23 protein-coding genes are annotated in these 25,902 nt (G+C 61.6%); 12 read left to right on the top strand and 11 right to left on the bottom strand.

Features of this window, described 5'->3' with window-relative positions; genetic code table 11:
- Positions 1–24: 24 nt before the first annotated feature.
- Genes QEO92_RS04415 through QEO92_RS04405 form a run of 3 tightly spaced genes read left to right on the top strand, consistent with a single transcriptional unit; the run spans position 25 to position 4,087 of the window.
- Positions 25–1,044 carry a glycosyltransferase family 2 protein gene (locus QEO92_RS04415; protein ID WP_037157419.1) on the top strand — a complete coding sequence of 340 codons (1,020 nt, stop codon included), beginning with the start codon at positions 25–27 and terminating at the stop codon, positions 1,042–1,044.
- Complete coding sequence (locus QEO92_RS04410; RefSeq protein ID WP_227702296.1) at positions 1,019–2,563, top strand: ArnT family glycosyltransferase; 1,545 nt, start codon at positions 1,019–1,021, stop codon at positions 2,561–2,563. The genes QEO92_RS04415 and QEO92_RS04410 overlap by 26 nt, the downstream gene beginning before the upstream one ends.
- Positions 2,564–4,087, top strand: a complete 1,524-nt coding sequence (locus QEO92_RS04405) for an ArnT family glycosyltransferase (protein WP_227702295.1) — start codon at positions 2,564–2,566, stop codon at positions 4,085–4,087.
- A 3-nt stretch (positions 4,088–4,090) separates the two neighbouring features.
- Here QEO92_RS04405 and QEO92_RS04400 read toward each other — a convergent pair whose 3' ends face one another.
- Positions 4,091–5,458, bottom strand: a complete 1,368-nt coding sequence (locus tag QEO92_RS04400; RefSeq protein WP_227702294.1) for an aspartate aminotransferase family protein — start codon at positions 5,456–5,458, stop codon at positions 4,091–4,093.
- 83 nt (positions 5,459–5,541) lie between these two features.
- Here QEO92_RS04400 and QEO92_RS04395 point away from each other — a divergent pair, with 83 nt between their 5' ends.
- Positions 5,542–6,876: a glutamine synthetase family protein gene (locus QEO92_RS04395; protein ID WP_227702293.1), complete on the top strand. Its 1,335-nt coding sequence runs from the start codon at positions 5,542–5,544 to the stop codon at positions 6,874–6,876.
- A 4-nt stretch (positions 6,877–6,880) separates the two neighbouring features.
- Here QEO92_RS04395 and QEO92_RS04390 read toward each other — a convergent pair whose 3' ends face one another.
- Positions 6,881–7,399, bottom strand: a complete 519-nt coding sequence (locus QEO92_RS04390; protein WP_227702292.1) for a hypothetical protein — start codon at positions 7,397–7,399, stop codon at positions 6,881–6,883.
- A gap of 233 nt (positions 7,400–7,632) precedes the next feature.
- On the opposite strand from QEO92_RS04390, the gene QEO92_RS04385 reads away from it, so the two are divergent.
- The gene (locus QEO92_RS04385; protein ID WP_227702291.1) at positions 7,633–9,852 is read left to right on the top strand and encodes a mechanosensitive ion channel family protein; all 2,220 of its coding nucleotides are present in this window, start codon (positions 7,633–7,635) and stop codon (positions 9,850–9,852) included.
- 3 nt (positions 9,853–9,855) lie between these two features.
- Here QEO92_RS04385 and QEO92_RS04380 read toward each other — a convergent pair whose 3' ends face one another.
- Entirely contained in the window at positions 9,856–10,794 is a 939-nt protein-coding gene (locus QEO92_RS04380; protein ID WP_037157428.1) for a diacylglycerol/lipid kinase family protein, read from the bottom strand.
- 255 nt (positions 10,795–11,049) lie between these two features.
- On the opposite strand from QEO92_RS04380, the gene QEO92_RS04375 reads away from it, so the two are divergent.
- Positions 11,050–12,291 (top strand): MFS transporter, encoded by a 1,242-nt coding sequence (locus QEO92_RS04375; protein ID WP_227702290.1) that lies wholly within the window; start codon positions 11,050–11,052, stop codon positions 12,289–12,291.
- A gap of 2 nt (positions 12,292–12,293) precedes the next feature.
- Here the strand turns inward: QEO92_RS04375 and QEO92_RS04370 are convergent, their stop codons facing one another.
- Entirely contained in the window at positions 12,294–12,689 is a 396-nt protein-coding gene (locus QEO92_RS04370) for a winged helix-turn-helix transcriptional regulator (protein ID WP_037157434.1), read from the bottom strand.
- 118 nt (positions 12,690–12,807) lie between these two features.
- On the opposite strand from QEO92_RS04370, the gene QEO92_RS04365 reads away from it, so the two are divergent.
- Entirely contained in the window at positions 12,808–13,824 is a 1,017-nt protein-coding gene (locus QEO92_RS04365) for a zinc-binding alcohol dehydrogenase family protein (protein ID WP_227702289.1), read from the top strand.
- Positions 13,825–13,900: 76 nt separating this feature from the next.
- On the opposite strand, the gene QEO92_RS04360 is transcribed toward QEO92_RS04365, so the two are convergent.
- The 3 genes from QEO92_RS04360 to QEO92_RS04350 all read right to left on the bottom strand — a co-directional run bounded on the left by QEO92_RS04360 (position 13,901) and on the right by QEO92_RS04350 (position 17,048).
- Entirely contained in the window at positions 13,901–14,509 is a 609-nt protein-coding gene (locus tag QEO92_RS04360) for a L,D-transpeptidase (RefSeq protein WP_227702288.1), read from the bottom strand.
- 159 nt (positions 14,510–14,668) lie between these two features.
- Positions 14,669–15,184, bottom strand: a complete 516-nt coding sequence (locus tag QEO92_RS04355; RefSeq protein ID WP_227702287.1) for an EF-hand domain-containing protein — start codon at positions 15,182–15,184, stop codon at positions 14,669–14,671.
- A 202-nt stretch (positions 15,185–15,386) separates the two neighbouring features.
- A complete protein-coding gene (locus QEO92_RS04350) occupies positions 15,387–17,048 on the bottom strand; it encodes an electron transfer flavoprotein-ubiquinone oxidoreductase (protein WP_227702286.1) in 1,662 nt (553 codons plus the stop codon).
- Positions 17,049–17,321: 273 nt separating this feature from the next.
- Here QEO92_RS04350 and QEO92_RS04345 point away from each other — a divergent pair, with 273 nt between their 5' ends.
- From QEO92_RS04345 to QEO92_RS04335, 3 genes are all read left to right on the top strand, one after another.
- Positions 17,322–18,110, top strand: a complete 789-nt coding sequence (locus QEO92_RS04345) for an SDR family oxidoreductase (RefSeq protein ID WP_227702285.1) — start codon at positions 17,322–17,324, stop codon at positions 18,108–18,110.
- 208 nt (positions 18,111–18,318) lie between these two features.
- A complete protein-coding gene (locus tag QEO92_RS04340) occupies positions 18,319–18,663 on the top strand; it encodes a hypothetical protein (RefSeq protein WP_227702284.1) in 345 nt (114 codons plus the stop codon).
- An 87-nt stretch (positions 18,664–18,750) separates the two neighbouring features.
- Positions 18,751–18,954 (top strand): hypothetical protein, encoded by a 204-nt coding sequence (locus tag QEO92_RS04335; protein ID WP_210051224.1) that lies wholly within the window; start codon positions 18,751–18,753, stop codon positions 18,952–18,954.
- 38 nt (positions 18,955–18,992) lie between these two features.
- Here QEO92_RS04335 and QEO92_RS04330 read toward each other — a convergent pair whose 3' ends face one another.
- Together QEO92_RS04330 and blaOXA are read right to left on the bottom strand one after the other, a co-directional pair.
- Positions 18,993–19,190: a hypothetical protein gene (locus tag QEO92_RS04330; RefSeq protein WP_037157459.1), complete on the bottom strand. Its 198-nt coding sequence runs from the start codon at positions 19,188–19,190 to the stop codon at positions 18,993–18,995.
- Positions 19,191–19,451: 261 nt separating this feature from the next.
- Positions 19,452–20,258, bottom strand: coding sequence for a class D beta-lactamase (gene blaOXA / locus QEO92_RS04325; protein ID WP_227702283.1), 807 nt, complete (start codon positions 20,256–20,258; stop codon positions 19,452–19,454).
- A 104-nt stretch (positions 20,259–20,362) separates the two neighbouring features.
- Between blaOXA and QEO92_RS04320 the strand changes: the two genes are divergently transcribed.
- Positions 20,363–21,247, top strand: coding sequence for a LysR family transcriptional regulator (locus QEO92_RS04320; RefSeq protein ID WP_227702282.1), 885 nt, complete (start codon positions 20,363–20,365; stop codon positions 21,245–21,247).
- Here the strand turns inward: QEO92_RS04320 and QEO92_RS04315 are convergent.
- Together QEO92_RS04315 and QEO92_RS04310 are read right to left on the bottom strand one after the other, a co-directional pair.
- Complete coding sequence (locus QEO92_RS04315) at positions 21,244–22,278, bottom strand: type ISP restriction/modification enzyme (RefSeq protein ID WP_227705086.1); 1,035 nt, start codon at positions 22,276–22,278, stop codon at positions 21,244–21,246. The two genes, QEO92_RS04320 and QEO92_RS04315, sit on opposite strands and share 4 nt — an antisense overlap.
- On the bottom strand, positions 22,232–24,355 hold the full coding sequence (locus tag QEO92_RS04310; protein ID WP_227702281.1) for an Eco57I restriction-modification methylase domain-containing protein: 2,124 nt from the start codon (positions 24,353–24,355) through the stop codon (positions 22,232–22,234). The genes QEO92_RS04315 and QEO92_RS04310 overlap by 47 nt, the downstream gene beginning before the upstream one ends.
- Positions 24,356–24,581: 226 nt before the next feature.
- Between QEO92_RS04310 and QEO92_RS04305 the strand changes: the two genes are divergently transcribed.
- Complete coding sequence (locus tag QEO92_RS04305; protein WP_227702280.1) at positions 24,582–25,874, top strand: Hsp70 family protein; 1,293 nt, start codon at positions 24,582–24,584, stop codon at positions 25,872–25,874.
- Positions 25,875–25,902: the final 28 nt, after the last annotated feature.

Below are 25,902 nucleotides of genomic sequence, written 5' to 3'. Positions count from 1 at the left end.
CCGAGGTTCTAGGAGAAACACAAGGTGCGTACAACAGCAGAGTCGGTCACAAGCCGCATCGAGGCGGCCGAACCGATCGAACTGTCCCTCGTCGTGCCGCTCTTCAACGAAGAGGAAAGCGTCGGACCGCTGATCGAGCGGATCGCAGCGGCAATGACCAGTTATCCCGCAAGCTGGGAGCTCATTCTCGTCGACGACGGCAGCACGGATGCGACGATCGCCAATGCGAAGAGCGCATTGAACCGCCCCGGCCTCGACCTGAAGATCGTGGCCCTGCAGCGCAATTTCGGCCAGACGGCAGCCATGCAGGCGGGCATCAACCAGGCACAGGGCCGGCTGATCGCCACGCTCGACGGCGACCTGCAGAACGATCCCAAGGATATTCCGGGGATGGTGGCCGAACTGGAGCGGCGTGAACTCGACCTGCTCGTCGGCTGGCGCAAGAACCGCCAGGACGGGCTTCTCCTGCGAAAAATCCCCTCCTGGATTGCAAACCGGCTGATCGGCCGCATCACCGGCGTGCGCCTGCACGACTACGGCTGCAGCCTGAAGATCTATCGCGGCTCCGTCATCAAGCAGGTCAAGCTGATGGGCGAAATGCACCGGTTCATCCCCGCCTGGGTGGCTGGCGTCGTGCCGAGTTCGCGGATTGGCGAAATGCCGGTGACCCACCATGCGCGCCAGCACGGCGCCTCGAAATATGGCATTTCCCGCACGTTCCGGGTGATCCTCGACCTGCTCTCGGTGATGTTCTTCATGCGCTTCAAGGCCCGGCCGGGACATTTCTTCGGCTCGGTCGGCCTCGGCCTCGGCGCGCTGTCGGGCATCATCCTCGCCTATCTGTTCATCGACAAGTTCATCATGGGCAATGATATCGGCACGCGACCGCTGTTCATGATCGGCGTAATGCTGTTCCTATCGGCGGTACAGATGATCACCACCGGCATCCTCGCCGAGATGATTGCCCGTACCTACTACCGCGAAGACACGGCGGTCAGCTACATCATCAGGGAAGTCTATGAGGGCGATCAAGCGCATCAGTGACGCGCTTGCCCGCCGTCCCGACCTTATCCTCTGGCTGATCGCGGCCTATTACGTGCTCGCGATCGGCTTTCGGGTACTGCGTTCCGAGGCGCTTGAAAGCGACGAAGCGGAACAGCTCTACCAGTCGCAATTCTTCCTGATGGGCTACGGGCGACAGCCGCCCCTCTACAACTGGCTGCAATACGGCGTCATCCAGCTCATCGGCCCGTCCATCTTTGCGATCTCGCTGGTCAAGAACCTGCTCCTCTTCTTCTGCTGCGTTCTCTACGGGTTCGCGGCCCGGCTGGTGCTGAAAGACCAGCGGCTCACGGCGATCGCGATGCTCGGGGTGATCGCCATGCCGGCGGTCAGCATCCTGGCTCAGCGGGACCTGACGCACGCCGTTGCAACGCTCTTCGCCGTTGCGCTGTTCTTTTACGCCTTCCTTCGCACCCTGACGCGCCCAAGCCTCGGCAACTATCTGCTGACCGGCCTGGCCGTCGGCGTCGGGCTCATCGCCAAATACAATTTCGTCGTCGTGCCCATCGCGGCGGTCCTCGCCATCCTGCCCGAACCTGATTTGCGCAAGCGCATCTTCGACTGGCGTTTCATTCCGGCGCTTGTCGTCGCCGCCGTCATATGCCTGCCGCACGGGCTCTGGGTGGTCGGCAATTTCGCCGAGGCGACGGCGGGTACGATCAAGGTCATGCGGGAGGACGCTACCGGGAATGCGATCAGCGATCGCCTCACCGGTCTTGGAACGCTGCTCATCTCCCTGTTGGGCGGCACGCTGCCAATCCTGGCCTTTTTCCTCATCGCCTTCCGCCGCCCGCTGCTCTCGACATGGCGGGCGACAAGCCCATGGACCCGCGTCACCGGCCGGACGATCCTCCTTTCGCTGATCACAGTGGGGCTGATCGGCCTCGGCCTCGGCGCGACGACGATCAGCGAAAAATGGCTCTCGCCCTTCCTGCTCCTGCTGCCGCTTTATCTCTGCCTGAAGCTCGATGCAGCCGGCGCGGACACGACCGATGCGATTCCGCGGATGTTTCTTCCCGTTGCGGCCCTGGCGCTGGGATTCATCGCCTATATCTCGCTCGGCAACGTGATCGGGCCACGCTTCGGCCAATATACCAAGGAGAATTTTCCGTCGGGTCCGTTCATCCGGGAGGTTCTGGCGGAACAGCCCGGCACGAAGCCTGCCTATGTGATCGCCGATGATTCCTCCCTCGCCGCCAGCGCGCGGCTGGAACTGCCGGATGCGCGCGTATTGCTGCCGAGTTTCGAACAGACGCCGCCTCTGGACGAGGCCGAGAAAACTCTGCCCGGGCTTGTCATCTGGCGCGCGGTCCAAGGCAGTGGTGAAATTCCCGCCTATCTCAAGGCCTATATCGCCGGACAGGGAGGCGTGCCGGAAAATCTCTCACCTGCAACGCTGGCAGTCCCCTATCTGTTTTCCAACGGCCGGGACAGCGTGCTTTTCGGCTATGCCTGGGTGGGCGGAGCATCGCTTGATTCAACTTCATTCCGGAGAAACTAAGTGGGACCAGACCATGCGGAGACGGTAAGAGACGATGCAGTTCCCGGTAGCCGCGCCCTGCTGATCGTGCTCGCCGGCTATTTCCTGTTGAACTTTATCGTGCGGATGGCGCTGCCGCATTCTCTGGAACTGGACGAGGCCGAACAGTCCTATTTTTCTCAATGGCTGCTGGCGGGATACAGTTCCCAACCGCCCCTCTACAACTGGCTGCAATATGCGGTCGTGCAGGTTTTCGGGCTTTCGCTGGTCACGCTGTCGCTGCTCAAGAACCTCCTGCTGTTTGCCTCCTACGGGTTCTATTGGCTGGCGGCGCGGCAGGTCCTGCGCGACAGGCGGCTTGCCGCCGTCGCGGCCCTCGGCTTGCTCACCATTCCGCAAGTGGCGTTCGAGGCACAACGCGACCTCAGCCATACGGTCGCGACCATCTTTGCCGCCTCGCTGTTTCTCTACTGCTTCTTCCGGGCGCTCAACCGGCCCTCGATCGCCTCCTTCATCCTGCTCGGTGTCGCCACGGGCATCGGCGGGATCGCCAAGTACAATTTCATCGTATTGCCGATTGCGGCCTTCGCGGCGATCCTCAGCGATCGGCAATGGCGTTCGCGCCTTCTCGACTGGCGGGTCCTGCTTGCCGGCGCCGTGGCATTGCTGATCGTCTTGCCGCATGCGTTGTGGCTGGTCGATCATTTCGCGGCGACCAGCGGCCACACGATGCGCAAGCTTGTGGGCGACGACACCAATCCCATCGTCGCGATGTTAGAGGGCTTCGGTTCGCTTGCGCTTGCCTCGCTCGGTTTCGGCGCACTGACGACGGTCATCTTTGCAGCAGCCTATCGCGAGCGGCTGCGGGAGGTGATCCGGGCTCGAAACGACAGCACACGGCTTGTCGGCCGAATCCTGCTTTTCTCGCTCGCGTTGATCGTCCTGCTCATCCTGTTTGCCGGTGTCGAAAGAGTAAAGGACCGCTGGCTCACACCGATTCTGATCGTGCTACCGCTTTATTTCGTGGTGAAGATCGACGCCGCAGCGATCGGCCTGCAACCGGGCCTCAGGCGGATATGGGGAGTGGCTTTGGTCATCATGGCCCTCATCCCATCAATCCTCTTCGGCCGGGCTGCCGTGGCTCCGATCACCGGCACCTATCAATATTCCAATTATCCCTTTCAGGCGTTTTCGGAGGAAATCCGGCCGCTTACGGACACCGCTCCGACCCTGATCGTCGCGTCCGACGGGCAGTTTGCCGGAAACATGCGGTTCAATTTCCCCTCCACGCCGGTCACGACGCTCTCCACCCCGACCGATATCCGCTCCCTGCCGATGCCGCCCCACCGGCGCATCCTCTTCGTCTGGCGCAATTCCGACGGCAGCATGCCACCCGGTTTTCCCGCGGGCTTCGCGCAATATCTGCAGGAACGTGGCCTCGCCGGCACGGTGCCGCAGGCGAGGATCACCGCCCTTCCCTACAATAACGGGCGACCGGACGACCGATACCGGTTCGCGTACGCGGTGGTCGATATTCCCGGATAAGATCTATTCCCTCACCGTATCGCGCAGGTGATCGAGCGCAGCACGGAGCTTTTCGACCACCTCGTCGATCTCCAAGCGGCTGATGGTCAACGCCGGCGAGGCAAGCATGCGGTCGCCGGTGGCGCGCATGATGAGGCCGTTCTCGACGCAATGATTGCGGACCGTCGCACCGATATCGTCGGGTTTCGCATACCGCCGCCTGGTCGCCTTGTCGGCCGCAAGCTGCAAGCCGCCGATCAGCCCGACGCTTTCGGCCTGCCCCACCACGTCATGATCTTCGAGGCTCTTCCAGGCCTCGGCGAAATAAGGACCAATGTCGTCGCGCACGCGCTCCACCAGCCCCTCTTCCTCGATGATGCGGATGTTCTCCAGCGCTGCTGCGGCGGCGACCGGATGACCGGAATAGGTAAAGCCATGATAGAAATCGCCGAGTTCATTGACCATGACATCGGCGACCCGGTCGCTCACCAGCACGCCGCCGATCGGCAGGTAACCGGAGGAGAGACCTTTGGCGATCGGCGCGAGATCCGGCTCGACCCCGTAGTATTGGTGTCCGAACCAGGCGCCGAGACGACCGAAGCCGCAGATCACTTCGTCGACGACCAACAGGACATTGCGCGCCTTGCAGATACGGGCGATTTCCGGCCAATAGGTCTCGGGCGGAATGATGACGCCACCCGCTCCCTGGATCGGCTCGGCGACGAAGGCAGCAACGCGGTCCTCACCGAGCTCGTCGATCTTTTCTTCCAGCTCACGGGCAACTTTCAGGCCGAATTCGGCAGGCGACAGATCGCCGCCTTCCGCATACCAATAGGGCTGGCCGATATGATGGATGCCCTCGATCGGCAGGTTGCCCTGCTCGTGCATCAGCTTCATGCCGCCGAGCGAAGCGCCCGCTACTGTCGAGCCGTGATAGCCGTTCTTTCTCGCAATGACCTCAGTCTTCTCCGGCTTTCCCAAGACTTTCCAATAGACCCGCGCCATGCGGAACCATGTATCGGTCGCTTCCGAGCCGGAATTGGTGAAGAAGACGCGCTTCAGCTTCTCGCCCCCATGCGAGGCGATCTTCTGGGCGAGCAAGGTCGCGGGCGGCGTCGTCGTGCCGAAAAACGTGTTGTAATAAGGCAGTTCCTGCATCTGCCGATAGGCGGCATCGGCGATCGACCTGCGGCCGTAGCCGACATTGACACACCACAGCCCGGCGAAGGCATCGAGATATTTCCTGCCGTTCGAGTCGTAGATATAGACGCCCTCGGCCCGCTCGATGATGCGCGTGCCCCTGGCGTTCAGTTCCTTCATGTCCGAAAACGGATGCAGATGGTGAGCGGCGTCGATCGTGGCGAGATTGGAAAGTGCAGGCCTGTCGTTCATGGGTATCTCTCTGCCTCAGATTGTGCCTCCGATTCTTATCGGCTACGAACGAAGCTCCGCAACACCCTTCAAAAGATATTCCCATGGCTGCAGAGACCGCCCCGCCCCATATCGAAATCCTCCTCGTCGGCATGAACGGCGATCTGCGCGGCAAACGCATCCCTGCGACCATGGAAAAGAAGATCTGGGACGGCGCCGTACGTCTGCCGACCTCCACCCAGTCGCTCGACATCTGGGGCGACGATAATGACGATATCACCGGCCTGTCGCTGACGATCGGCGATCCGGACGGCAACTGCATTCCTGACCAGCGCAGCTTGGTGCCTATGCCATGGGCGCCGGAGGGCTCCAGGCAGGTGCTTTCCACCATGCACGAGCTCACCGGCGAGCCGAGCTTCATGGACCCGCGCGGCATTCTCGCCTCTCTCCTGAAGCGCTACGAAGAGCGCGGCCTGATACCAGTGGTGGCGACGGAACTGGAATTCTACGTGGTGCAGGACGACTGGCGCGAGACGGGAAAACCCCGGCCACCGGAGAAGCTGACGTATCGCGGCGAGCCGAACGGTTTCCAGCTCTACGACATGAGCGCCGTCGATGCGCTGGACGACTACCTGCAGACGGTCAGGACCTGGGCGAAGGCACAGGATCTGCCGGCGGACGCGACCACTGCCGAATTCGGTCCGGGCCAGTTCGAGATCAACCTTCTGCACCGCGCCGACGCGCTGGCGGCAGCCGACGACTGCATCTATCTGAAGCGTATCGCCGAGCAGGCGGCCAGGAAGCACGGGCTCAAGTCCACCTGCATGGCGAAACCCTATGCGGACCAGGCGGGCTCCGGCCTGCATGTGCATGCGAGCATCATCGACCGCGACGGCAACAATATTCTGGATGCCAGGGGCAGCGATCCGCTCAAGCTCAGATCCGTCACGGCTGGCATGCTGAACACGATGCGCGACGCGCAACTGATCTTCGCGCCGTTTGCCAATTCCTACCGCCGTTTCCAGCCGGGCTCGTTCGCGCCGGTCGATATCGACTGGGGTTTCGGGCATCGGGGAACCGCGATCCGCATTCCCGACAAGGGTGGCCCGGCCGCCCGCATCGAGCATCGCGTCGCCGGCGCCGACGCCAATCCCTATCTGCTTCTGACTGCCATCCTCGGGGGCATGCTCATCGGTATCGACGAGACGCTCGATCCCGGCCCTTCGACCGAACCCGGCAAGGAGCCGCCGGCAGGCACCAAGAAGCTGACGCACGACTTCCTGACGGCAGTGGAGGATTTTTCAGCCTCACCCTTCATCAAGGACATCTTTGGCGAGCGCTACCAGAAGCTCTACGGCGATACCAAGCGCAAGGAAGCGATCACCTTCCTGCGCACCGTCAGCGACTTCGACTACCGGACCTATCTGCCGCGGATTTGAATCCTCATTCCTCGGGTGATGCCAGGCAAGGATCGAGCATGATCCGCCGCGCGCCAAATCGTGCATAGCCGCCCGCGAAAAGGACGGGATCACCAATGTTGCGCCCCTCCTTGCTGTAGGTGATGCACATGACCTGAACGTCCTTCTCGTCACACATCACCAGGTATGCCAAAGTACCGTCCCAATCCACCGCAACGAGCCTGCCGCTGATCGTCAGCGTGATGCGGTCGTCGGTCGGCGGCGCGTGATCGATCCAGTGTTTTACGGTCTCGCAGGTCGCAGGCCGGTCTGCATAGCCTTCGCCCATCCTGAACGGCCCATCCGGGTCTATCACCGTCTCCGCGAACGAAGCGGGAGGCAATCCGAACAGGAGCAGGACGGCAATAGCGGCTCTGGCCGGAGCTTTACGGCACGACGAAAAAAACAAGCAGTTACTCCTTGATTGATCCCTTCGACTACCGATGCCGATTCGCGCAAATTTGAGGCCGACATCGGAGCGGCGTGTGTCACCGTTCCCGGCCATGCACAGCTTTGCCGGCGGCCACCCCAGAGGATCCGGTTTTCTTCCGGGAGACGGCAGCGTTATCCACATTCTCCAAGCCCAAACTTGCTGATATATTGGTCATTATTTCTATGTCGCACATAGTCCCCAGGGATTGACGGGAAACCGGTTACACAATCTTTCTGCGGCGACCGGCGAAATAGGGTTGTCAGCCTTCCGGTGCGCTTTGCACGGACGGCATCAGGGGACGTCGCATGGTGCAGGCAGGTGCATTTTTGAGAGTTTGCCGGATCGTGACGATCACGGTGTCGATGCTGTTGTGCGGAGCATCCGGCTCCCTCGCGCAGGAGAAACCGCTGACGCTGATCCTTCAGCAGGGCCAGAACGAGGCCGATATCAAGCGTGTCCTGGATATCGCCGCGCAGACCGGCCGTCCGGTGAGCGTGCAGGTCGAGAATGCGGAAGACGATCAGAAGGCCGGTTCCGCCGGACCGGCCATGGAACCCTCGCCGGAAATGGTCGCGACGAACATGGGCATGGCCTCCTGGGACACGCTTTCGAGCGCTGTGGTGCGGGGTTTCACGATCGCCGTTTCGGGGTTTTCCGGCTTTTCCACGGTGCTGGGCATGACCCGGAGCAACCTTGCTGCCGAGGGAAGCAATTACGGATGGCCCCTGTTCGTCGCCTTGCTGGCTATTGCCGCCGGCAGTGCCGCGGTAATGCTGTTGCGCTTCCTGGCCGCGAGTATCCTGCCTCGCAGGCATGAATCGCTAAGCGTTGCCGGAAAATTCCGGCGAGCTTCCATGCGTCTCCTTGCCGATCTCGTCTCCATTGTGGTTTTTCTGGCGGTGGCTCGATTCACGCTGCTTACGTTGCTCGAACCCGGTTCGATTTCGTTTCGCGTCGCCAAGGGCGTGGTGGCGGCGGCTGTGATTTCCGCCGTCTATTACACGATCGGCCGCTTTCTTTTCAAACCCACGGCCGCCGCCAGTCCGCTGATCGATATCGAGACGCCGAACTGGCATTTCCGCATGCTCGTCGCCTACGGGCTGATAGGCGGTATCTTCGCGGAGACCATTCGCCTGTCGGTTTCGCTCGGGCTGAACACGGGCACCATGGAAGGGTGGCTCCTGATCGGCAATACGGCGCTTGCGATATTGAAGCTCGTCTGGTTCATCGGCGGACGGAAAGGTATTCGCGATGCGTTCATCGGCGCCAATCCGGGCTTCATCCGGCGCCTGGTCGGCAATCTTCTGCCGGACTTCTACGCATTGACGGCGGTGCTGATATGGATCACCGGCCTTATGGTCGCGGGCACGCCGGACAGCGCCCGCTGGAGTTTCGCGGCCGGGGCCACGCAAGTCCTCCTGCTGATCCTGCCGATCCTGGCGATGGGCGCCTATACGATCATGGACGAGTTTACCCGTCAGCATGAGCAGGCCGACGGCGCCGGACTATTGTCGTCGTTGTTGGCAAGCCTCCGGGTCGTCGTTTCCGGCGCAATCTGGATCGGCGGACTGCACTTGATCACGGCGTTGTGGCGCCCGCTGATGGCGGGAGAGGCGGCCGTCCTTGCCACCGACTGGATCGTCTGGCTCGAGCGCTTCAGCTTTGCCGTGGTGGCAAGCTGGGCCGTCTGCACGCTGATCTGGAAATATTTCGATTCGATCTCCCCATCCACGCAGATCGCGCTTCCGGGCCAGGAGGACGATCATGGCGAGAAGAAGATGACGAGCCGGTTGTCGACGGCCCTGCCCGTCGTCCGCAACCTGGCGCTCGGTGCCGTGCTTGCCGTTGGCGCCCTCCTGATCCTCAGCTCGCTCGGAATCGATGTCGCACCGCTTCTGGCCGGTTTTGGCGTCCTCGGCCTGGCGCTGTCCTTCGGTTCGCAGGCGCTGGTCAAGGATATCGTATCAGGCATCTTCTTCATCGCAGACGACGCCTTCCGTATCGGAGAATACATAGACACGGGCAAGCTGAAGGGCACCGTGGAGCAGATCACGGTGCGATCCATCCGATTGCGGCACCATAACGGGCCTATCCACACAATCCCGTTCGGACAGATCAGCTCCGTCACCAATTACAGCCGGGACTGGGGCACGATCAAGTTCGAGCTGCGCTTCGATCGCGAAGCCAACACCGAGACCATCCGGAAAGTGGCGAAGAAGGTGGGCCTGGCGATGCTCGAAGATCCGGAATTCGGGCCGGAATTCCTCGTTCCGCTCAAGATGCAAGGTGTCCAGGACATCACCGAAACGTCCATGATCGTCCGCTTCAAGTTCACCTCCCGTCCCGGAAATCCGAGCCTCATCAAGAGAGAAGGCATGAAACGGCTGATCGCCGCCTTCAAGGAGGCCGGCCTGGAATTTGCCTCGAATGCCGTGACGGTCCGGTCCAATGCAGCCAATCCGGCAGAAGCCGCCGCCGCCGCGCTCGCGCAGCAACCTGCCCCGGCTCCGGTCGTGGCGGCATAAGCCTTAGATACCGCTTCCCTGCTGCTCCACCTCCCCGCGGGGCAGAGGTTCATTGACCAGCACCTTCAGCTCGCCCGCATGGATTTTCAGGCGCACGTCGCGGTCCATCGGCAGAAGCTCGCCGTCGATGACGCAGCGGATATCATGGCGCTCGCGCGGGAAATGCAACTCCACCTCGGTCGCGGTCATGGCGGTGATGGCGACGTTCTCCTTGAACCGGCCGCGCAGGATATCGAAGGTGAGGCGCGCCACACCGGCGGGCTTCAGCGGGTCGGCGATATAAAAGCCGAGATGGCCGCGGGTGAGGTTGTCTGCATACATCAGCGGATCGGGACCAAATTCGTTATTGGACACCGAGATGGCCGAAACCTTGCGATGGCCAGTCTTGCCCTCGGCCTTGAACTCAACTTCGAACTCCGGCGGATTGAACATCACGCCGACTGCCGCCCGCACGCTCGCCCGCATCTTGCCCAGCCTGGAGCCAAAGGTCATGGAATTGCGGTAGCGCACCATGCGCGCGTGCATGCCGGCGGAGAACTGATGCACGAAACTTCTTCCGTTGGCGCTGGCAATATCGATATTTTCAGGCGTCGCGGCGGCCAGGGCATCGAGCGCCTGCCAGATATCGAGTGGCAGTTTCAGCGAGCGGGCGAAGAGATTCATTGTGCCCGCCGGCACCACCCCGAGCGCAATCCCGCTTCTCCAGGCAATGCCCGCCGCCGCGGAGATCGTGCCGTCGCCGCCGCCGGCGATCAGGCCCTCGATACCCGGCGTGGCCGCTGCCTTCTCCATAGTCTCCACAACTCTGTCGCCGGAGACCACATGGCATTCAATGTCGTGTCCCGCTCCTTCAAAAGTCCGGAGCGCATGGGCGCAGTATGCGTCCATATCGGTGGTTCGGAAGGTACCGCCATCGCGGTTGAAGACGGCAAACAGATTCATCTCATATCCTGGGCCGGGATCGGCGGCGGAACAACGGATCACCGAAGAAATGGTTGCGGACAAGAGGTTTATCAACACCACGCCGCCTCTCTGCGACGCACACACACAATCCCGTGATATGAGCGGAGGATCTACCGCAACGCACAATAGCATGCTAACTTTCAACACAGGTCGTTTCGATGACCGCTCGCCTCCAGAGCGGGTAGGTGTTTCCCACACCTCACCCGCGTCTTTTTTTCAAGCAGATTCATTTGCATGACCGACTCCGCCGCTTCTTTCGCTTCCGCACGCGACCGTTCGGAAACACGCGCCTCTGAGGCCGCTCCCGCCCTTTCACCGCTCGCGATCGCGCTGATCGAAATCGCGCTTGCGGTCGGCGGTTTCGGCATCGGCACCGGCGAATTCGCGATCATGGGCCTGTTGCCGGACGTGGCCGCCACCTACGATGTCAGCATCCCCATGGCGGGTTACGTCATCAGCGCCTATGCGCTCGGCGTGGTGGTCGGTGCGCCGATCATCGCTGCCCTTTCGGCGCGCATGCCCCGCCGAACCCTGCTTCTCTGCCTGATGGGCCTGTTCGCAGTGGGCAATATCCTGAGCGCGATCGCGCCGGATTTCTGGAGCTTCACGGCCCTGCGCTTCATCACGGGCCTGCCGCACGGCGCCTATTTCGGCGTCGCCGCGCTCGTCGCCGCCTCCATGGTGCCCTTTCACAAACGTGCCCGCGCCGTGGGCCGCGTGATGCTGGGACTCACGGTCGCAACGCTGGTCGGCACACCGATCGCCACCTTCATGGGCCAGATGCTCAACTGGCGCACCGCATTCTTCCTCGTCGGCGGCATCGGGGCGGTAACAGTCGCCCTGCTCTGGTATTTCCAGCCGCGCGACCAGGTGCAGGAAGGCGCGAGCGTCAAGCGGGAACTCGGCGCCTTCGGCCGCCCGCAGGTCTGGCTGACGCTCGGCATTGCTGCCGTCGGCTTCGGCGGCATGTTCTCGGTCTTCAGCTATATCGCCTCGACGACCACCGTGACCGCCCGGATGCCGGTTGCCATGGTATCGATCGTGCTGGTGCTTTTCGGCATCGGCATGAACGTCGGCAACATTCTGGGCTCGCGGCTTGCAGACGTGTCGCTGAAAGGCACGATCGGCGGCGTGATGGTGTTCAACGTCATCGTCATGAGCACCTTCGGACTCTGGGCTCAGTACCCTGTCGTGCTCTGCCTCTGCGTTTTCCTGATCGGCTGCGGATTTGCGGCCGGCCCTGCCCTGCAGACGCGACTGATGGACGTCGCGGCGGATGCGCAGACGCTCGCCGCCGCCTCCAACCATTCGGCCTTCAATATCGCCAATGCACTCGGCGCCTGGCTCGGCGGCCTCGTCATCGCCTGGGGCTGGGGTTTCGCCGCCACGGGTTATGTCGGTGCATTCCTGTCGCTGCTCGGCCTCGGCGTCTTCTTCGCGTCGGTCACACTGGAGAAGAAGAGCGGGACGGCCTGATCTCAGGCTGCCTTCGACGGCGTTTTCGCCTCCGGCATCACCATGTATTTCCGGCCGTTCTCGCAGATGACGTGCTCCTTGCCCCATAGACGCAACGCGGCGATGACCGGCTCCAGGCTGAGACCCAGCGGCGTCAGCTTGTAGTCGACGCGCGGCGGCACGACCGGAAACACGGTGCGTTCCACAAGCCCTGCCTCTTCCAGTTCACGCAACTGCTTGGTGAGCATGCGCTGCGTGACCGAAGGAATGCGGCGACGCAGTTCGTTGAAGCGCAGCGTTCCGTCTTCCAAGAGGTGGTAGAGGATCACACCCTTCCATTTGCCATCGAGGAAACTCAGCGTCGATTCCACCGGGCAGCCGGGGAAATTGTCGGTCAGCTTGGCACGTGGTTTCGACATGGCGACGATCCTTTCACGGTATACTTTTTGGCACTATACACCAAAAATGTGCATTCTTGCGCTCCTGAACCTTACGCGCCATCTAGTTTCCACGCAACGAAACCAAGGAGATTTTGAGATGCGCGCCGTCGGCTTCAACACACCCCAGCCCGTTACAGCCGAAACTTCCCTGCTCGATATCGAGCTGCCCGTGCCGGAAGCGAAGGGCCGCGACCTGCTGGTCGAGATCAAGGCGGTCTCCGTTAATCCCGTCGACAGCAAGGTCCGCGCCTCGGCGACTGTCGAAGCCGGCCAATATCGGGTTCTCGGTTACGACGCGGCCGGCATCGTCAAAACCGTCGGGCCCGACGTCAAACTCTTCAAGCCGGGCGACGAAGTCTATTACGCCGGCGCAATCAACCGCCCAGGCACCAATGCGGAGTTCCATCTGGTCGACGAGCGGATTGTCGGTTTCAAGCCGAATACGCTGAGCTTCGAGGAAGCCGCTGCGCTGCCGCTGACGGCAATCACCGCCTATGAGGCGCTCTTCCATCGCATGAAGGTCGAGGACAAGGTGGCGGGCGCGTGGAATGCGGTTCTCATCATCGGCGGCGCCGGCGGGGTGGGTTCGATCGCCATCCAGCTCCTGCGCGAGCTTTCCGACGTTACCGTGATCGGCACCGGCTCACGGCCCGAGACCCAGCAGTGGATCAGGGAACTCGGCGCCCATCACGTGCTCGACCATTCGAAACCCATGGCGACGCAGCTTGCCGAGATGGCGATCGGCGCGCCCGCCTTCGTCTTCTCGACCACCCATACCGACCAGCACATCAAGGACATTATCGAGCTGATCGCGCCGCAGGGCCGGTTCTCGCTGATCGACGACCCAAAGGAGCCGATGGACCTGCGTCCCTTCAAGAGCAAGGCGCTCTCCATCCACTGGGAGATGATGTTTGCCCGGCCCGTCTGGCAGACGGCGGACATGATCGAGCAGCACAAGCTTTTGAACCATGTCGCCGAACTGGTGGATGCGAAGAAGATCCGCACCACGCTTTCCGAGGTACTCGGCACGATCAGCGCCGCCAATCTCAAAAAGGCCCATGCGATGATCGAGAGCAACCGCACCAGGGGCAAGCTCGTGCTCTCCGGCTTCTGAGCCCCTGCCGGACCATGAAAAAGCCCGCCGTGGCTGAAACGGCGGGCTCTTGCCAGGCAGGTCTGTGGCCGGTCGATCAGGCCTGGATCACGACCACACGGGCACCGACCTTGACCCGTTCGTAAAGATCGATGACGTCGTGGTTCATCATGCGGATGCAGCCGCTCGACATGGCAAGACCGATCGATTCCGGCTGGTTCGTGCCGTGAATGCGGAAATGCGTGTCGTTGCCGTTGCGGTATAGATACATGGCGCGGGCGCCCAGCGGATTGTTCGGGCCGCCCGGCACGCCCCCGGCGAGCTTCCGGTAGCGGGCTTCCCGACGCTGCATGTTCAAGGTCGGCGTCCAGCTCGGCCATTCCGCCTTGCGTCCGACATAGGCGTTGCCTGCTAGCGCCAGACCGGCGCGGCCGACGCCGACGCCGTAACGGATCGCGCGACCTTCACCAAGGACATAAAAGGCGCGGCGAGCCGGCGTATCGACGACGACGGTTCCGGCGGGGTGCGCCGTGTCATAGGCTACTTCCTGGCGGCGAAGTTCCGGCTTGATCCTGTCGAGCGACACGGCCTTTAACGGGAATTCCTCGTTCGGCAAAGCCGCGTAATTCGCCTCTGGAACGGTGGAAGCGCAGCCGGCCAGCATCAGCGGCAGACCGACCAGAAAACCGCGACGGGAAATCGACATGAATGTGTCCTTGGTGCGTCGGAACGATGACCCAAGACTTAAGAATATTATGGTTAATAGACGTTTAATTCAGCCCGACGCGCCAGCAAACATCCGGCTCTTTTAACAAACCACGAAAGAAAGGGGGCACCGCAGTGCCCCGCGGTCCGCCGAGGTCGTTCAGTTCCACTGCTGGCTTCGCCATTCCCACGGCGTCACTTCTCCGTTCTTGTCGGCATCGGCCGCATCGTAATGGGCCTTGGCGCCGGCAATGAACTCGACCTGGGTCACGGTACCGTTCTTGTCCTGATCCATTTCATCGAAACGCGTGAGCTTCGCCTTCTCGCGGGCAGCCTGCCGATCCTTGTTCCAGCCCATCTGCGGTCCCATCCGCACGGCCATGTATTCGTCCTTGCTCAGATCGCCATTGTCGTCGGCATCCATCGCGATGAAGACGTCCTCGGCGGCGGACGCAGCCTCCTCCGCAGTCACCTTGCCGTCTCCGTTCGCATCGATCATGGCGAATCGCCCGCGGCCAGGCGCGTGCATCATGGGGCCTGACCCCATGCCCATTCCCCAGCCCTGGCCACCGAAACCGCGCCCCCAGGGGCCGTCGCCATAGGCTTGCGAATAGGCCGTACCGGCAAGGAGGCCTGTGCTCGCCAAGACTACAATTGCTGTCAGTATCCGTTTCATCTCAGTTCTCCCTAGATCAACAGGACCGCGGCCCGACACCGTGGACGACCGCATTCCAATGCTAGTCGGTTTCCGGGAACGGGCCTTGCGGCAGATCAAGGGAAAAGGCGGTCCCCTTCCGGTGGCCGCCCAATTCGCCGGCGGGGACAGGCGGCGAGCCTGTCTTCCGCAGGGCGGCGGTCGCGGGAACGACCTGCGACGATCACATATTCTGGTAAAGCGGCCCTTCGCCGCCCTGAGGCGGGACCCAGTTGATGTTCTGGTTGGGGTCCTTGATGTCGCAGGTCTTGCAGTGGACGCAGTTCTGCGCGTTGATGACATAGGTCATCTCGCCATCCTTCTCCACCCATTCGTAGACGCCGGCCGGACAGTAACGGGCCGAAGGGCCGCCATAGACGTCGTGTTCGGAGCGCTTCTGCAGGTCCATGTCCCTGACCTTGAGGTGGACCGGTTGGTCCTCCTCATGGTTGGTGTTCGAGAGGAACACCGAGGACAAGCGGTCGAAGGTCAGCACCCCGTCCGGCTTCGGATAGTCGATCTTCTGATGCTTCGATGCCGGTTCCAGGCTCTCCGCATCCGTCTTGCCGTGCTTCAGCGTGCCGAACAAGGAGAAGCCGAAGAGCTGGTTCGTCCACATGTCCAGCCCGCCGAGCGCAATGCCGAGACCCGTGCCGAACTTCGACCAGAGCGGCTTGACGTTCCTGACCCGCTTCAGGTCCGTGCCGATCGCGGTCTGCCGCCATCCGGTCTCGATCTCGATCGGCTCGTCATTGGCGCGGCCGGCGGCGATCGCCTCGGCGATCTTTTCGGCCGCCAGCATGCCGGACAGAACCGCATTGTGGCTGCCCTTGATGCGCGGCACGTTGACGAGACCGGCCGAACAGCCGATCAGCGCGCCGCCCGGGAAGGACAGTTTCGGTACCGACTGGTACCCTCCTTCGGTGATGGCGCGGGCGCCGTAGGAAAGACGCTTGGCGCCCTCGAACGTGGCGCGGATCGAAGGATGCGTCTTGAAGCGCTGGAACTCCTCGAAGGGGTAAAGCCACGGGTTCTTGTAGTTGAGATGGACCACGAAACCGACGGCGACGAGATTGTCCTCCAGGTGATAGAGGAAGGAGCCGCCGCCGGTCTTCATGCCGAGCGGCCAGCCGAACGAATGCTGCACCAGGCCGGGCCTGTGGTTTTCCGGTTTCACCTGCCAGAGTTCCTTCAGGCCGATGCCGTATTTCTGCGGCTCGCGGCCGTCCTGCAGGCCGAAACGGGCGATCAGCTGCTTGGCGAGCGAACCGCGCACGCCCTCGCCGATCAGCACGTATTTGCCGAGCAGTGCCATGCCGCGGGTATAGTTGGGGCCGGGCTCGCCGTTCCTCTCGATGCCCATGTCGCCGGTCGCCACCCCGATGACCGCGCCCTGTTCATCATAGAGCACTTCGGTCGCGGCAAAGCCCGGATAGATCTCGACGCCCAGTGCTTCCGCCTTTTCGGCGAGCCAGCGACAGACGTTTCCGAGCGAGACGATGTAGTTGCCGTGATTGTTCATCAGCGGCGGCATGGCGACGTTGGGCAGACGGATCGCGCCGGCAGGACCCAGGAACAGGAACTGGTCGTCGGTGACCGGCGTCTTGAAGGGATGGCCCTCCTCTTCCTGCCAGCCGGGCAGAAGCCTGTCGATGCCGATCGGATCGACCACCGCACCGGAGAGGATATGGGCGCCCACTTCCGACCCCTTTTCAAGCACCACGACCGTCAGATCCGGGTTGACCTGCTTCAGGCGGATCGCCGCCGCAAGCCCCGCCGGCCCCGCGCCCACGATCACCACGTCGAATTCCATGCTCTCCCGTTCGGGAAGTTCCTGTTCGTTCATATCCAACTCCGCTCGCCGGCCCCTCCCGGCGTCTGTTCAGGCACCTGTTGCGGCAGGCATCCTGTCTTGGCAAAAGCCGCCCCGCTTGTCGAGGCGGGAAAACGTCTTCAGCCTTGCCATTCGCGCAAATCGCCTTTCCGTTTCTTCAACTTACTTTTACGTTCACGTCAACTATAAGGCGCGAACGGAAGAAAGCAAGTTCGGCCTTTCGCGACCAAATGCCCCTGCTATAAAGGCCGACAGTCCGAAGACAGGAATGGAAGGAACAGCATCATGGATCTCGGTCTTACCGGCAAACGCGCTCTCGTGCTCGCCTCATCGCGCGGCCTCGGCCTCGGAATCGCGAAGGCGCTCGCGGCGGAAGGCGCGAACGTGCTGCTCGTCGGCCGCTCAGGCGACCGCCTCGCGGAGAACTGCAAGGCGATCAATGCCGAAGGCAAAGGCAAGGCCGAATGGGTCTGGGGGGATATTGCCGACGACAATTTCGTCGCAGCCATGGTGAATGCGGTGAAGGAGAAGCTTGGCGGTATCGACATCCTCGTCAACAACACCGGCGGCCCGACACCCGGCACGACGGAGGATATGACGGCCGACAAGCTCGACACCTTCTTCCAGTCCATGGTGCTGCGCGTCATCACGCTTACCAATGCGCTGCTGCCGCAGATGAAGGAACAGGGTTTCGGCCGCATCCTGACGGTCGCTTCCTCCGGCGTCGTCGAACCGATCGCCAATCTCGCGCTTTCCAACACGCTGCGTTCGGCGCTGGTCGGCTGGAACAAGACGCTTGCGACGGAAGTGGCCAATTTCGGCATCACTGCCAACATGCTGCTTCCCGGGCGCATCCACACGGACCGTATCGATGAACTCGACGGTGCAAATGCGAAGCGCACCGGCAAGTCGCTCGAGGACGTGCGCGCCGCGTCGCTCAAGACGATCCCCGCCGGTCGTCTCGGCAAGGTGGAGGAATTCGCCGCCGCCGGCGCTTTCCTCTGCTCGGTTCCGGCAAGCTATGTCACCGGCACCACGCTGCGGGTCGATGGCGGCGCCTCGCGTTCGATCTGAGCATCGTCGTTCAATATTGATTCGAATTGAGGTCTTCCTCTTCGGAGGATCTCAATTCCCGTGACGTAGGAGACGAGCCGGCCCTGAAACCCGCAGCATCGGCCCGAAAATCGGAATCGATTTCCGGAAAGCAGGATGCGTAGGTTCAAGGAGATAGAGCGTCCTTTGTGCGTCCATTCGGACGCACGGCGCTCTAGGGATCGCCGGCATGATCGAAAGCGTTCCGGAGGTATGCGAAGATTCTTCGCCGGACAGTTTTTCCGCGCCGCATGCGCCGGCCTCCGCCGCCGCGGCGATTGCGGAAATGCTTGCGGCGGGAGACATGCCCGGACGCGATGCCGGCGACCGGCCGGCGCGGCCGATTTCCGCGGCAGCCGCTATCGCCAGACCGGCACCCCTTAACGCGAGGCCGCTCGGTGCCTTCGAGGATGCGGTCATCTTCAACCTGCTCGACAACCTCTCGCCTTCGAGCCGCATCGCCGGCTTCGTTCTGTCCGAAAGCGAGGAGCCGGCGCCAAGATCGCTGATCACGGCCTATTACGAAGACGCCTGATCGCCTTCCGATATCACGCAATCGCGTCTCGCGATCCGCCCGGCCCGGGCCTATGATCCGGCGTTCCCTGACCCTCGGAGATTTCCCATGAAATTCGCACGACTGGCGCTTTCCGTGATCGGCGTCCTGCTGATTGCTCTCGGCCTTCTCTGGATCGGCCAGGGCAGCGGCATCTTTCCCTACCCGGCGCGGAGCTTCATGATCAACCAGACGCCCTGGCTCATCAACGGCGCGATCGTCGCCGTCATCGGGCTCCTCGCCATCGGGGGCGCACGGCGGTTTCTCCGATAGCGGCATAGATCCGCCTGTCGCGAGACGGTCAGCCGGGATCAGTCGCGATAATTCGACAACCACTTGACGCCTGCTGCGGCCACAGTGACGAACCCCATGAAGCCCGCCCAGGTTTCAACATAGACCGGTGGTGTGGCCGGCAACGTCCCTTCGATGTTGAAGTAGCCCAGGGTGAGCATGCCGGCGCACAGAACGAAAGCGAACGTCGCCCAAATCCATATCCGCAGGTATGACATTCATCTCCTCCTCCGCTGACGCGCGGCAGAAAAATAAACGAACGGCGGCGCCGGGAAAGTAGGCCAATCGACGTAAGTCCTTCAGGTGAAGCAAGGCGTGAGAGTAACCTTAACGAATAACCTGAATATCGAACTCCACTTGCACAAGCGGCCTCCAATGCCGTTTATGGTTGGCGCGCTGCAGCGCTGCCTAGGCGCTATGGGCGGTCGGGCCTGGGGGGCCCGGCCGCTTTCGGTTTTCAGCGCGAAAACTCTTCGAGATCAGAACCTTTCCGCCAGTTTCGGAAAGTCCTCGATCAGCCCGTCCCGCACCACGAAGCTGATCGGTTCCTTCGGATACCGTTTGGTATCGACCAGCAGCCTCGCGAAGATGACGCGCCGTTCGTCCTTCATCGCCCAGCCGACGAACCAGCCGAGCGGGCGGTCGCGATCTGTCTTGCCGGCCTTGTCGCGCAGCCAGCCGGAACCGGTCTTGCCCTGGATGTCCCAGCCGTCGCCCGCGTCGAAATGCGGGGTGATGGCGAGCGTCATGTCGACGGCATGTTCGGAGATCGGCAGGCCGCCGGTCAGGAAGCGGCGGATGAACTGCACCTGCTCGTCGGCCGAAATCTTCAGCGAGGACATGAGCCAGGCTTCGGTCAGGCCGCCGGAGACATCGCGATTGCCGTAGCCGAAGCGCTGGATGTAATCGGCGAAGGCGCGTTTTCCGAGCTTGCGGGTCAGCTCCTGCGAATACCAGACGATCGAGTCCTTTTCCCAGATCAACGGATCGACATCTTTCTTCACCCGATCCGGCCCGCCGAACTTCGCCTGGTATTTCCAGCGCGGGTTTTCCGCATCGGTCAGGATGCCGGCGTCATATCCCATCATGGCCAAAGGAAGTTTGAAGGTCGATTGCGGATAAAAGCCCTGGTCGCAGGTGCCCTGACGATAAAGTGTCTCGCCGCTCTGCTCATCGATAATGACGGTGCAGCGGATCGGCTCCGCCGCCCCGGCCGACGCAAAATCGAGGAAAGCTGCGGTAATTCCAAGAGAAAATGCCAGAATAAGGGAATTTCTGAAAGCCATGGTCAAAGCTCCGGTTGATGGGACATGGTTTTCTAGGCCGGCTTGCGAGCCCCAATCAAACGATGATATCTGCGGCGAGCCATAAACTGAATTAGGGCATTGCCATGGTTAGGCCATATTTGCCGCTGAACGCGCTGCGCGCTTTCGAAGCCGCCGCAAGACATCTCTCCTTCACCCGGGCGGCGATCGAGCTCTGCGTCACGCAGGCTGCCGTCAGCCATCAGGTGAAGCTTCTGGAACAGCGACTCGGCGCGACGCTCTTCCGCCGCCTGCCGCGCGGGCTGATGATCACCGAGGAAGGATTGGCGCTGCTCCCTTCGCTGCAGGAGAGCTTCGACCGCATGGCCGACATGCTGGAGCGGTTCGAGGGCGGGCATGTGCGCGAGGTGCTGAAGCTCGGAGCGGTCGGCACGCTGGCGGTCGGCTGGCTGTTGCCGCGTCTCCACGATTTTCGGGAAAGATATCCGTTCGTGGATTTGAGGCTTTCCACCAACAACAACCGTGTCGACATCGCCGCCGAAGGGCTCGACTACACGATCAAGTTCGGCAACGGCGCATGGCACGATATCGAGGCCGAAGCGCTGTTCGAGGCGCCGCTTTCCGTGCTCTGCATCCCGGCGATCGCAAAGCAGCTCAAGTCGCCGGAGGACGTGACGCATCAGACGCTGCTCCGCTCCTACCGCGCCGACGAATGGCCGGGCTGGTTCGAGGCGGCGGGCGTCGCCTCGCCACCGATCCGGGGCATGGTGTTCGACAGTTCCGTGCTGATGATCGAGGCGGCCTTGCAGGGTGCCGGCGTGGCGCTCACCCCGCCGCTGATGTTCTCCCGGCAGCTCAGTTCAGGCGCGCTCGAACAGCCCTTCGAGATCTACATTTCCAAAGGCAGCTATTGGCTGATCCGCCTCAAGTCGCGAAGCGTGACGCCGGCGATGGAGATGTTCCGCAACTGGCTTGCGGAACAGGCGGCGGAGACGCGGGGAATGGCCTAGGCGGCGTCCTCGGTCGCCCGGCGGGCGGATTTCATCGCCTCGGTGATCGCCACCGTCTCGACCGAAACGCGGGTGACGCGCATCAGGAGATCGATGACCTTCTCCTTGTAGTCGGCGAAGCGGTAGGTGTTGAACTTTTCGCGGATGGTCGGGTCCTTGGGCGTCTTCTCCTTGTATTGATCGAGGATCCATTCGAGCCCGGAGCGGTTGCCGAGCCGGTAGGTCCAGGCCTCCGCCGGGATGCCGGAAAGCTGCGTTTCGCTGTCGAGGCGGATGATGCCGCCCTCCTTGTCCGCCTTGAGGATCGCCTTCGCCGAAACGCCCGCCGCCCTCGCCTTCTCGTCCGGCGTATCCAGACGCTCCAGCGGCCAGGGCTCGACGGTCTCGTAGCCGATATGCAGCTCCATCAGGCGTTTGCCCCAATCGGCCCATGCCCGGAAATCCGGATAGAAGGGGATGCGCGGAAACTCGCGCTTCAGGTTCAGCGCATATTTTTCGCGGTAGAGCGGATCGTGCAGCACGCCATAGACATAGTGAAAGATGTCTTCCTTCGAAATCTTCTCCGCCTTGCCGTAATGGCTCTGGAACTGTTTCAGGCCCCAGTCGGTGATGTTGTCGACCCGCTCGCCGGAGGATGTGTAGCGGTAGAGGGGAGTGCAAACCGTACCAGCCGCCGCCCCAACATAATGCAAATCAGGAAGGCGATCGACGGAGCAAGTCATCCAAGGCTTTTGCGCCGCCGGATCGCTGAAGACTATGAGTTGGTTGGCTTCAACACGCTCGAAGGGGAAGATGGAATCCTGCTGATACAGACGATGGGTAACGATTCTGTCGTAATAGGTATGTAGCGAGCAGAAGGGACGATAGGCTGCTGGCCTGATCCTCTCACGACGAAACTTAAGCGGAACACTTGTCCTTAGATAATTTTCAAGTTCCGAAGTCCATTTGATCGAACGATCAACCCAGCCGCCAGTGGTCTTGGACTCAGATTGTGCCTCCCAACGGGCCCTCTCGGATTCGTAGGTATCGATAAGTAACCCCTACCTTTCCGGCTAATCTATCTTGATCATGATCATAGACCCACTCATCTCGAGCCGTCACGACGCCGAGCGAGAATAGCCGAAAGATCGCCCGCTCCTGCCCTGCTGTCTTTGCCGTCTTCGTTCTCTTGTCGGCAACCGGGATAAAACTCTCCCAGTCATTCTCCGCCAGGTCGATCCAATTCCCGTTTTTGTCTGGAGTAACGATCGTAAAGGTACGTCGCGATAGCGGTGTCGCGGACAGAAATGTCCGCTTATCGTCTGATTTTGCGTAGTCTCGAACTGCATCGTATCTGATAACGCATCCGTGTTTCTTTTTCCTCTTTACAAAGAAACTGATGGCGACCCCCACTCGGATCTGGTCATCAAAAACATTGCCTCCTTCCTTACGCCGTTGCTCACCGCTGGTCCGAGCGTTGCCCTTTAGATCGACAACGTAGATTTCGTGAAACTCCTCAGCCACCGCCTTCCGGAAGCCATCAAAGGTGCGAGAGTTTACGAAGCTGTTGTTGGTGACGAAAGCCAGCACGCCGTCGTCGTGCATGCGGTCCGACGCCCAGCGGAAGAAGCGGGCATACATGTCGTAGACCTTGGTCTTCTGCGCCGTCGACAGCCGGATGTAGCTCGACTTGATTAGTTCATCGACGCGCTTGTATTCGCGGTTCTTGTTGTTCTCGTTTTCATTCTGCTGGTTGGCATTATACGGCGGGTTGCCGATGATGACGGAAATCTTGCGCTTGTTCTGGCGGCGGACGCGCTCGACATTTTCTTCCGACATCGCGCCGAACAATTCGTGCTGATGGCCGGCGCGGATGCCGAGGCCCTCCACATTGTCCAGCGTATCGACGAAGCAGAGGTTCGGATATTCGGCGAACTGGCCGGTGATCGCCGCATAGGTCGCCTCGATGTTCAGGTTGGCGACGTAATAGGGCAGGATCGCCACTTCGTTGGCGTGCAGTTCGTTCTTGTATTTGTGGGCGAGTTTCCTGGGGTTGCCGCGGAAATATTCGAGCAGCTCGCAGATGAAAGTGCCGGTGCCCGTCGCCGGGTCGAGGATTTCCACATGCTCGTCGATCAGGTTCCTGCCGAAATGCTTTTCGCAGAGCCAGTCGGCGCCCTCGATCATGAATTTGACGATCTCGTTCGGCGTATAGACGACGCCGAGGCGATCGGCCTTCTTTTTATCGTAGACCTTGTAGAAATTCTCGTAGATCACCTTCAGGAAGGTCTGCTTTTCCGAATGGCTGGTGATCTGCGCCGCATTCGCCCGGATCGCCGCGTAATAGGGTTCCAGTCCCTTGAGCGTTTCGCGCTTGACGGCGCCGGTGAAGAATTTTCCCTCCAGCGCATAAAGCTCCTTGGCGATGTTGTTCTCGTGGTGGAAATCGCCCTCGTTGAAAACATGCGTGAAGATTTCCTCGGTCAGGATGTGCTGAATCAGCATTTCCCGCACATCCGCCTCGCCGAGCGTCGGGTTGATCGTCTCCTTGCAGGTTTCAAGGAACCGGGCCGCTTCCGCGCGGAAGGCGGCATTCTCCCGGTAGGCCGTATCGATGCGCTGGCGCAGCGCCTCCAGCACGGTCGGCAGGTCGGCCTTGAACTTTTCGACCGCCTTGCGGAACTCGGCGATTTCCGGCCGCTCATAACGGAAGAACAGCGATACCAGCCGCAGCAGCCCGGCCGTATCGGTCATCGAGGCGCGGGTGACCTCCTGCCGGTTCTGGATGAGCACCGCAATCTCGGAATTCTCGAAGATGATATTGTCCTGCGGATAACCGCGGGCGAATTTCTTGCGGATTTCCTCGTCGAGGTCGTCCTTTGTGTCCTTCGCCTCCCAATAGCCGTGCGGCACGCGGATATCGTGCAGCACCGTGCCGTCGGGACGGACCGTCGTCTTCATCGTCGTCTCGACGGGATATTCTTCCAGGAAGACGAGCTTTTCGGAGGACGCCCAGGATTCCAGCAGCCGCCCGAAAGCCCGGCGGATGACCTGTTCGTTGGATAATCCCGAAAACTTCCTGAGCCGGTCGATCTCGGCAAGATATTGATTGATAAGCTGCTGGCTCATGTCACCCCCTGGAGCGGGGACATTAGAACGCGCCGGCTCCGAGCGAAAGCGCGAATTCTCGCACGGTACAACCGTTTTAAGCCCTGGTCCGGGGTTGCCATCCGCCTCCCCTTGTGCGATCACGCGCCCTCTCAAAAAATCCGGGGCGCGCAATCAAGCGCCCTTTTCGCGTTCGGGGCCTCCGGCTTCGGTTCAATGATCTTCGGTGGACAAAAGGAGCACGGCCATGGCACGGGCGCTCGGGCTTGATTTCGGCACGACGAATACGGTTCTGGCGCTTTCGGACGGCGCCGACGCCACGCATTCCATGCGCTTCACGAGCAGCGCCGGCGAGACCGACACGATGCGCACCGCGCTTTCCTTCATGAAGGACCCGGTGATGGGCGCGCAGGCGCTGAAGGTCGAGGCGGGACAGGCGGCGATCCGCCAGTTCATCGACAATCCCGGCGACTGCCGCTTCCTGCAGTCGATCAAGACCTTTGCGGCAAGCGCCCTCTTCCAGGGCACGCTGATCTTCGCCCGCCGGCACGTCTTCGAGGACCTGATGGAGATTTTTCTGCGGCGGCTGAAGACCTATGCGGAGGAGAACTGGCCGAGCGACGTCTCGCGGGTCATCGCCGGAAGGCCTGTGCATTTCGCCGGGGCCAATCCGGACGCGAAGCTCGCCACCGAGCGCTACAACGCGGCGCTGACACGGCTCGGCTTTCCGGAAATCCACTATGTCTACGAGCCGGTCGCGGCGGCCTATTACTTCGCGCAGACGCTGAAATCCGACGCGACCGTGCTGGTCGCGGACTTCGGCGGCGGCACGACCGACTATTCGCTGATCCGCTTCGAGCGGCAGGCCGGCAAGCTGATGGCGACCCCGATCGGCCATTCGGGCGTCGGCGTCGCGGGCGACCATTTCGACTACCGGATGATCGACAATCTCGTGGCGCCCGAGATCGGCAAGGGCACGTTCTTCAAGAGCTTCGACAAGGTGCTGGAAGTGCCGGCTGGCTATTACGCCAATTTCGGCCGCTGGAACCAGTTGTCGATCTTCAAGACCACGCGCGAATTCACCGATCTCAAATCGCTGGTGCGCTCGGCGCTCGATCCGGACAAGCTGGAGCTCTTCATCGACCTCGTCGAGCATGACGAGGGCTATCCGCTCTACCAGGCGATCTCCGCCACCAAGATGGCGCTGTCGGGCGCGGAAGAGGCGGAATTCCACTTCCCGCCGCTTGGGCGTGCGGGCCGGAAGGTGGTGAAACGTTCCGATTTCGAGACGTGGATCGCCGACGACCTGGCGCGCATCGAAGGCGCGCTCGACGAGGTGATGGAGAAAACCGGCACGGTGCCGGGAGAGATCGACAAGGTGTTCCTGACCGGCGGCACGTCCTTCGTGCCGGCCGTGCGGCGCATCTTCACCCGGAGATTCGATGCCGGCAAGATCGAGAGCGGCGGCGAGCTGCTGTCGATCGCCCACGGCCTGGCGCTGATCGGCGAAAGCGACAACGTCGCACAATGGGCGGCGTGAGAGGGGCCGGAAGGTTTATCCTCCCTCA

This window comes from Neorhizobium petrolearium (assembly GCF_029854435.1).
Taxonomy (GTDB): domain Bacteria; phylum Pseudomonadota; class Alphaproteobacteria; order Rhizobiales; family Rhizobiaceae; genus Neorhizobium; species Neorhizobium petrolearium.
Note: the sequence above shows the minus strand (reverse complement) of the source record. Positions and strands in the feature narration are given on the sequence as shown.

What these genes read in the sequence shown, in the direction of transcription:
- QEO92_RS04410 (WP_227702296.1), top strand. Translation starts at nt 1,019, where the DNA reads ATGAGGGCGATCAAGCGCATCAGTGACGCGCTTGCCCGCCGTCCCGAC.
- QEO92_RS04400 (WP_227702294.1), bottom strand. Translation starts at nt 5,458, where the DNA reads ATGAACGACAGGCCTGCACTTTCCAATCTCGCCACGATCGACGCCGCT.
- QEO92_RS04395 (WP_227702293.1), top strand. Translation starts at nt 5,542, where the DNA reads ATGGCTGCAGAGACCGCCCCGCCCCATATCGAAATCCTCCTCGTCGGC.
- QEO92_RS04390 (WP_227702292.1), bottom strand. Translation starts at nt 7,399, where the DNA reads ATGGCCGGGAACGGTGACACACGCCGCTCCGATGTCGGCCTCAAATTT.
- QEO92_RS04385 (WP_227702291.1), top strand. Translation starts at nt 7,633, where the DNA reads ATGGTGCAGGCAGGTGCATTTTTGAGAGTTTGCCGGATCGTGACGATC.
- QEO92_RS04380 (WP_037157428.1), bottom strand. Translation starts at nt 10,794, where the DNA reads ATGAATCTGTTTGCCGTCTTCAACCGCGATGGCGGTACCTTCCGAACC.
- QEO92_RS04375 (WP_227702290.1), top strand. Translation starts at nt 11,050, where the DNA reads ATGACCGACTCCGCCGCTTCTTTCGCTTCCGCACGCGACCGTTCGGAA.
- QEO92_RS04370 (WP_037157434.1), bottom strand. Translation starts at nt 12,689, where the DNA reads ATGTCGAAACCACGTGCCAAGCTGACCGACAATTTCCCCGGCTGCCCG.
- QEO92_RS04365 (WP_227702289.1), top strand. Translation starts at nt 12,808, where the DNA reads ATGCGCGCCGTCGGCTTCAACACACCCCAGCCCGTTACAGCCGAAACT.
- QEO92_RS04360 (WP_227702288.1), bottom strand. Translation starts at nt 14,509, where the DNA reads ATGTCGATTTCCCGTCGCGGTTTTCTGGTCGGTCTGCCGCTGATGCTG.
- QEO92_RS04355 (WP_227702287.1), bottom strand. Translation starts at nt 15,184, where the DNA reads ATGAAACGGATACTGACAGCAATTGTAGTCTTGGCGAGCACAGGCCTC.
- QEO92_RS04350 (WP_227702286.1), bottom strand. Translation starts at nt 17,048, where the DNA reads ATGAACGAACAGGAACTTCCCGAACGGGAGAGCATGGAATTCGACGTG.
- QEO92_RS04345 (WP_227702285.1), top strand. Translation starts at nt 17,322, where the DNA reads ATGGATCTCGGTCTTACCGGCAAACGCGCTCTCGTGCTCGCCTCATCG.
- QEO92_RS04340 (WP_227702284.1), top strand. Translation starts at nt 18,319, where the DNA reads ATGATCGAAAGCGTTCCGGAGGTATGCGAAGATTCTTCGCCGGACAGT.
- QEO92_RS04335 (WP_210051224.1), top strand. Translation starts at nt 18,751, where the DNA reads ATGAAATTCGCACGACTGGCGCTTTCCGTGATCGGCGTCCTGCTGATT.
- QEO92_RS04330 (WP_037157459.1), bottom strand. Translation starts at nt 19,190, where the DNA reads ATGTCATACCTGCGGATATGGATTTGGGCGACGTTCGCTTTCGTTCTG.
- blaOXA (WP_227702283.1), bottom strand. Translation starts at nt 20,258, where the DNA reads ATGGCTTTCAGAAATTCCCTTATTCTGGCATTTTCTCTTGGAATTACC.
- QEO92_RS04320 (WP_227702282.1), top strand. Translation starts at nt 20,363, where the DNA reads ATGGTTAGGCCATATTTGCCGCTGAACGCGCTGCGCGCTTTCGAAGCC.
- QEO92_RS04310 (WP_227702281.1), bottom strand. Translation starts at nt 24,355, where the DNA reads ATGAGCCAGCAGCTTATCAATCAATATCTTGCCGAGATCGACCGGCTC.
- QEO92_RS04305 (WP_227702280.1), top strand. Translation starts at nt 24,582, where the DNA reads ATGGCACGGGCGCTCGGGCTTGATTTCGGCACGACGAATACGGTTCTG.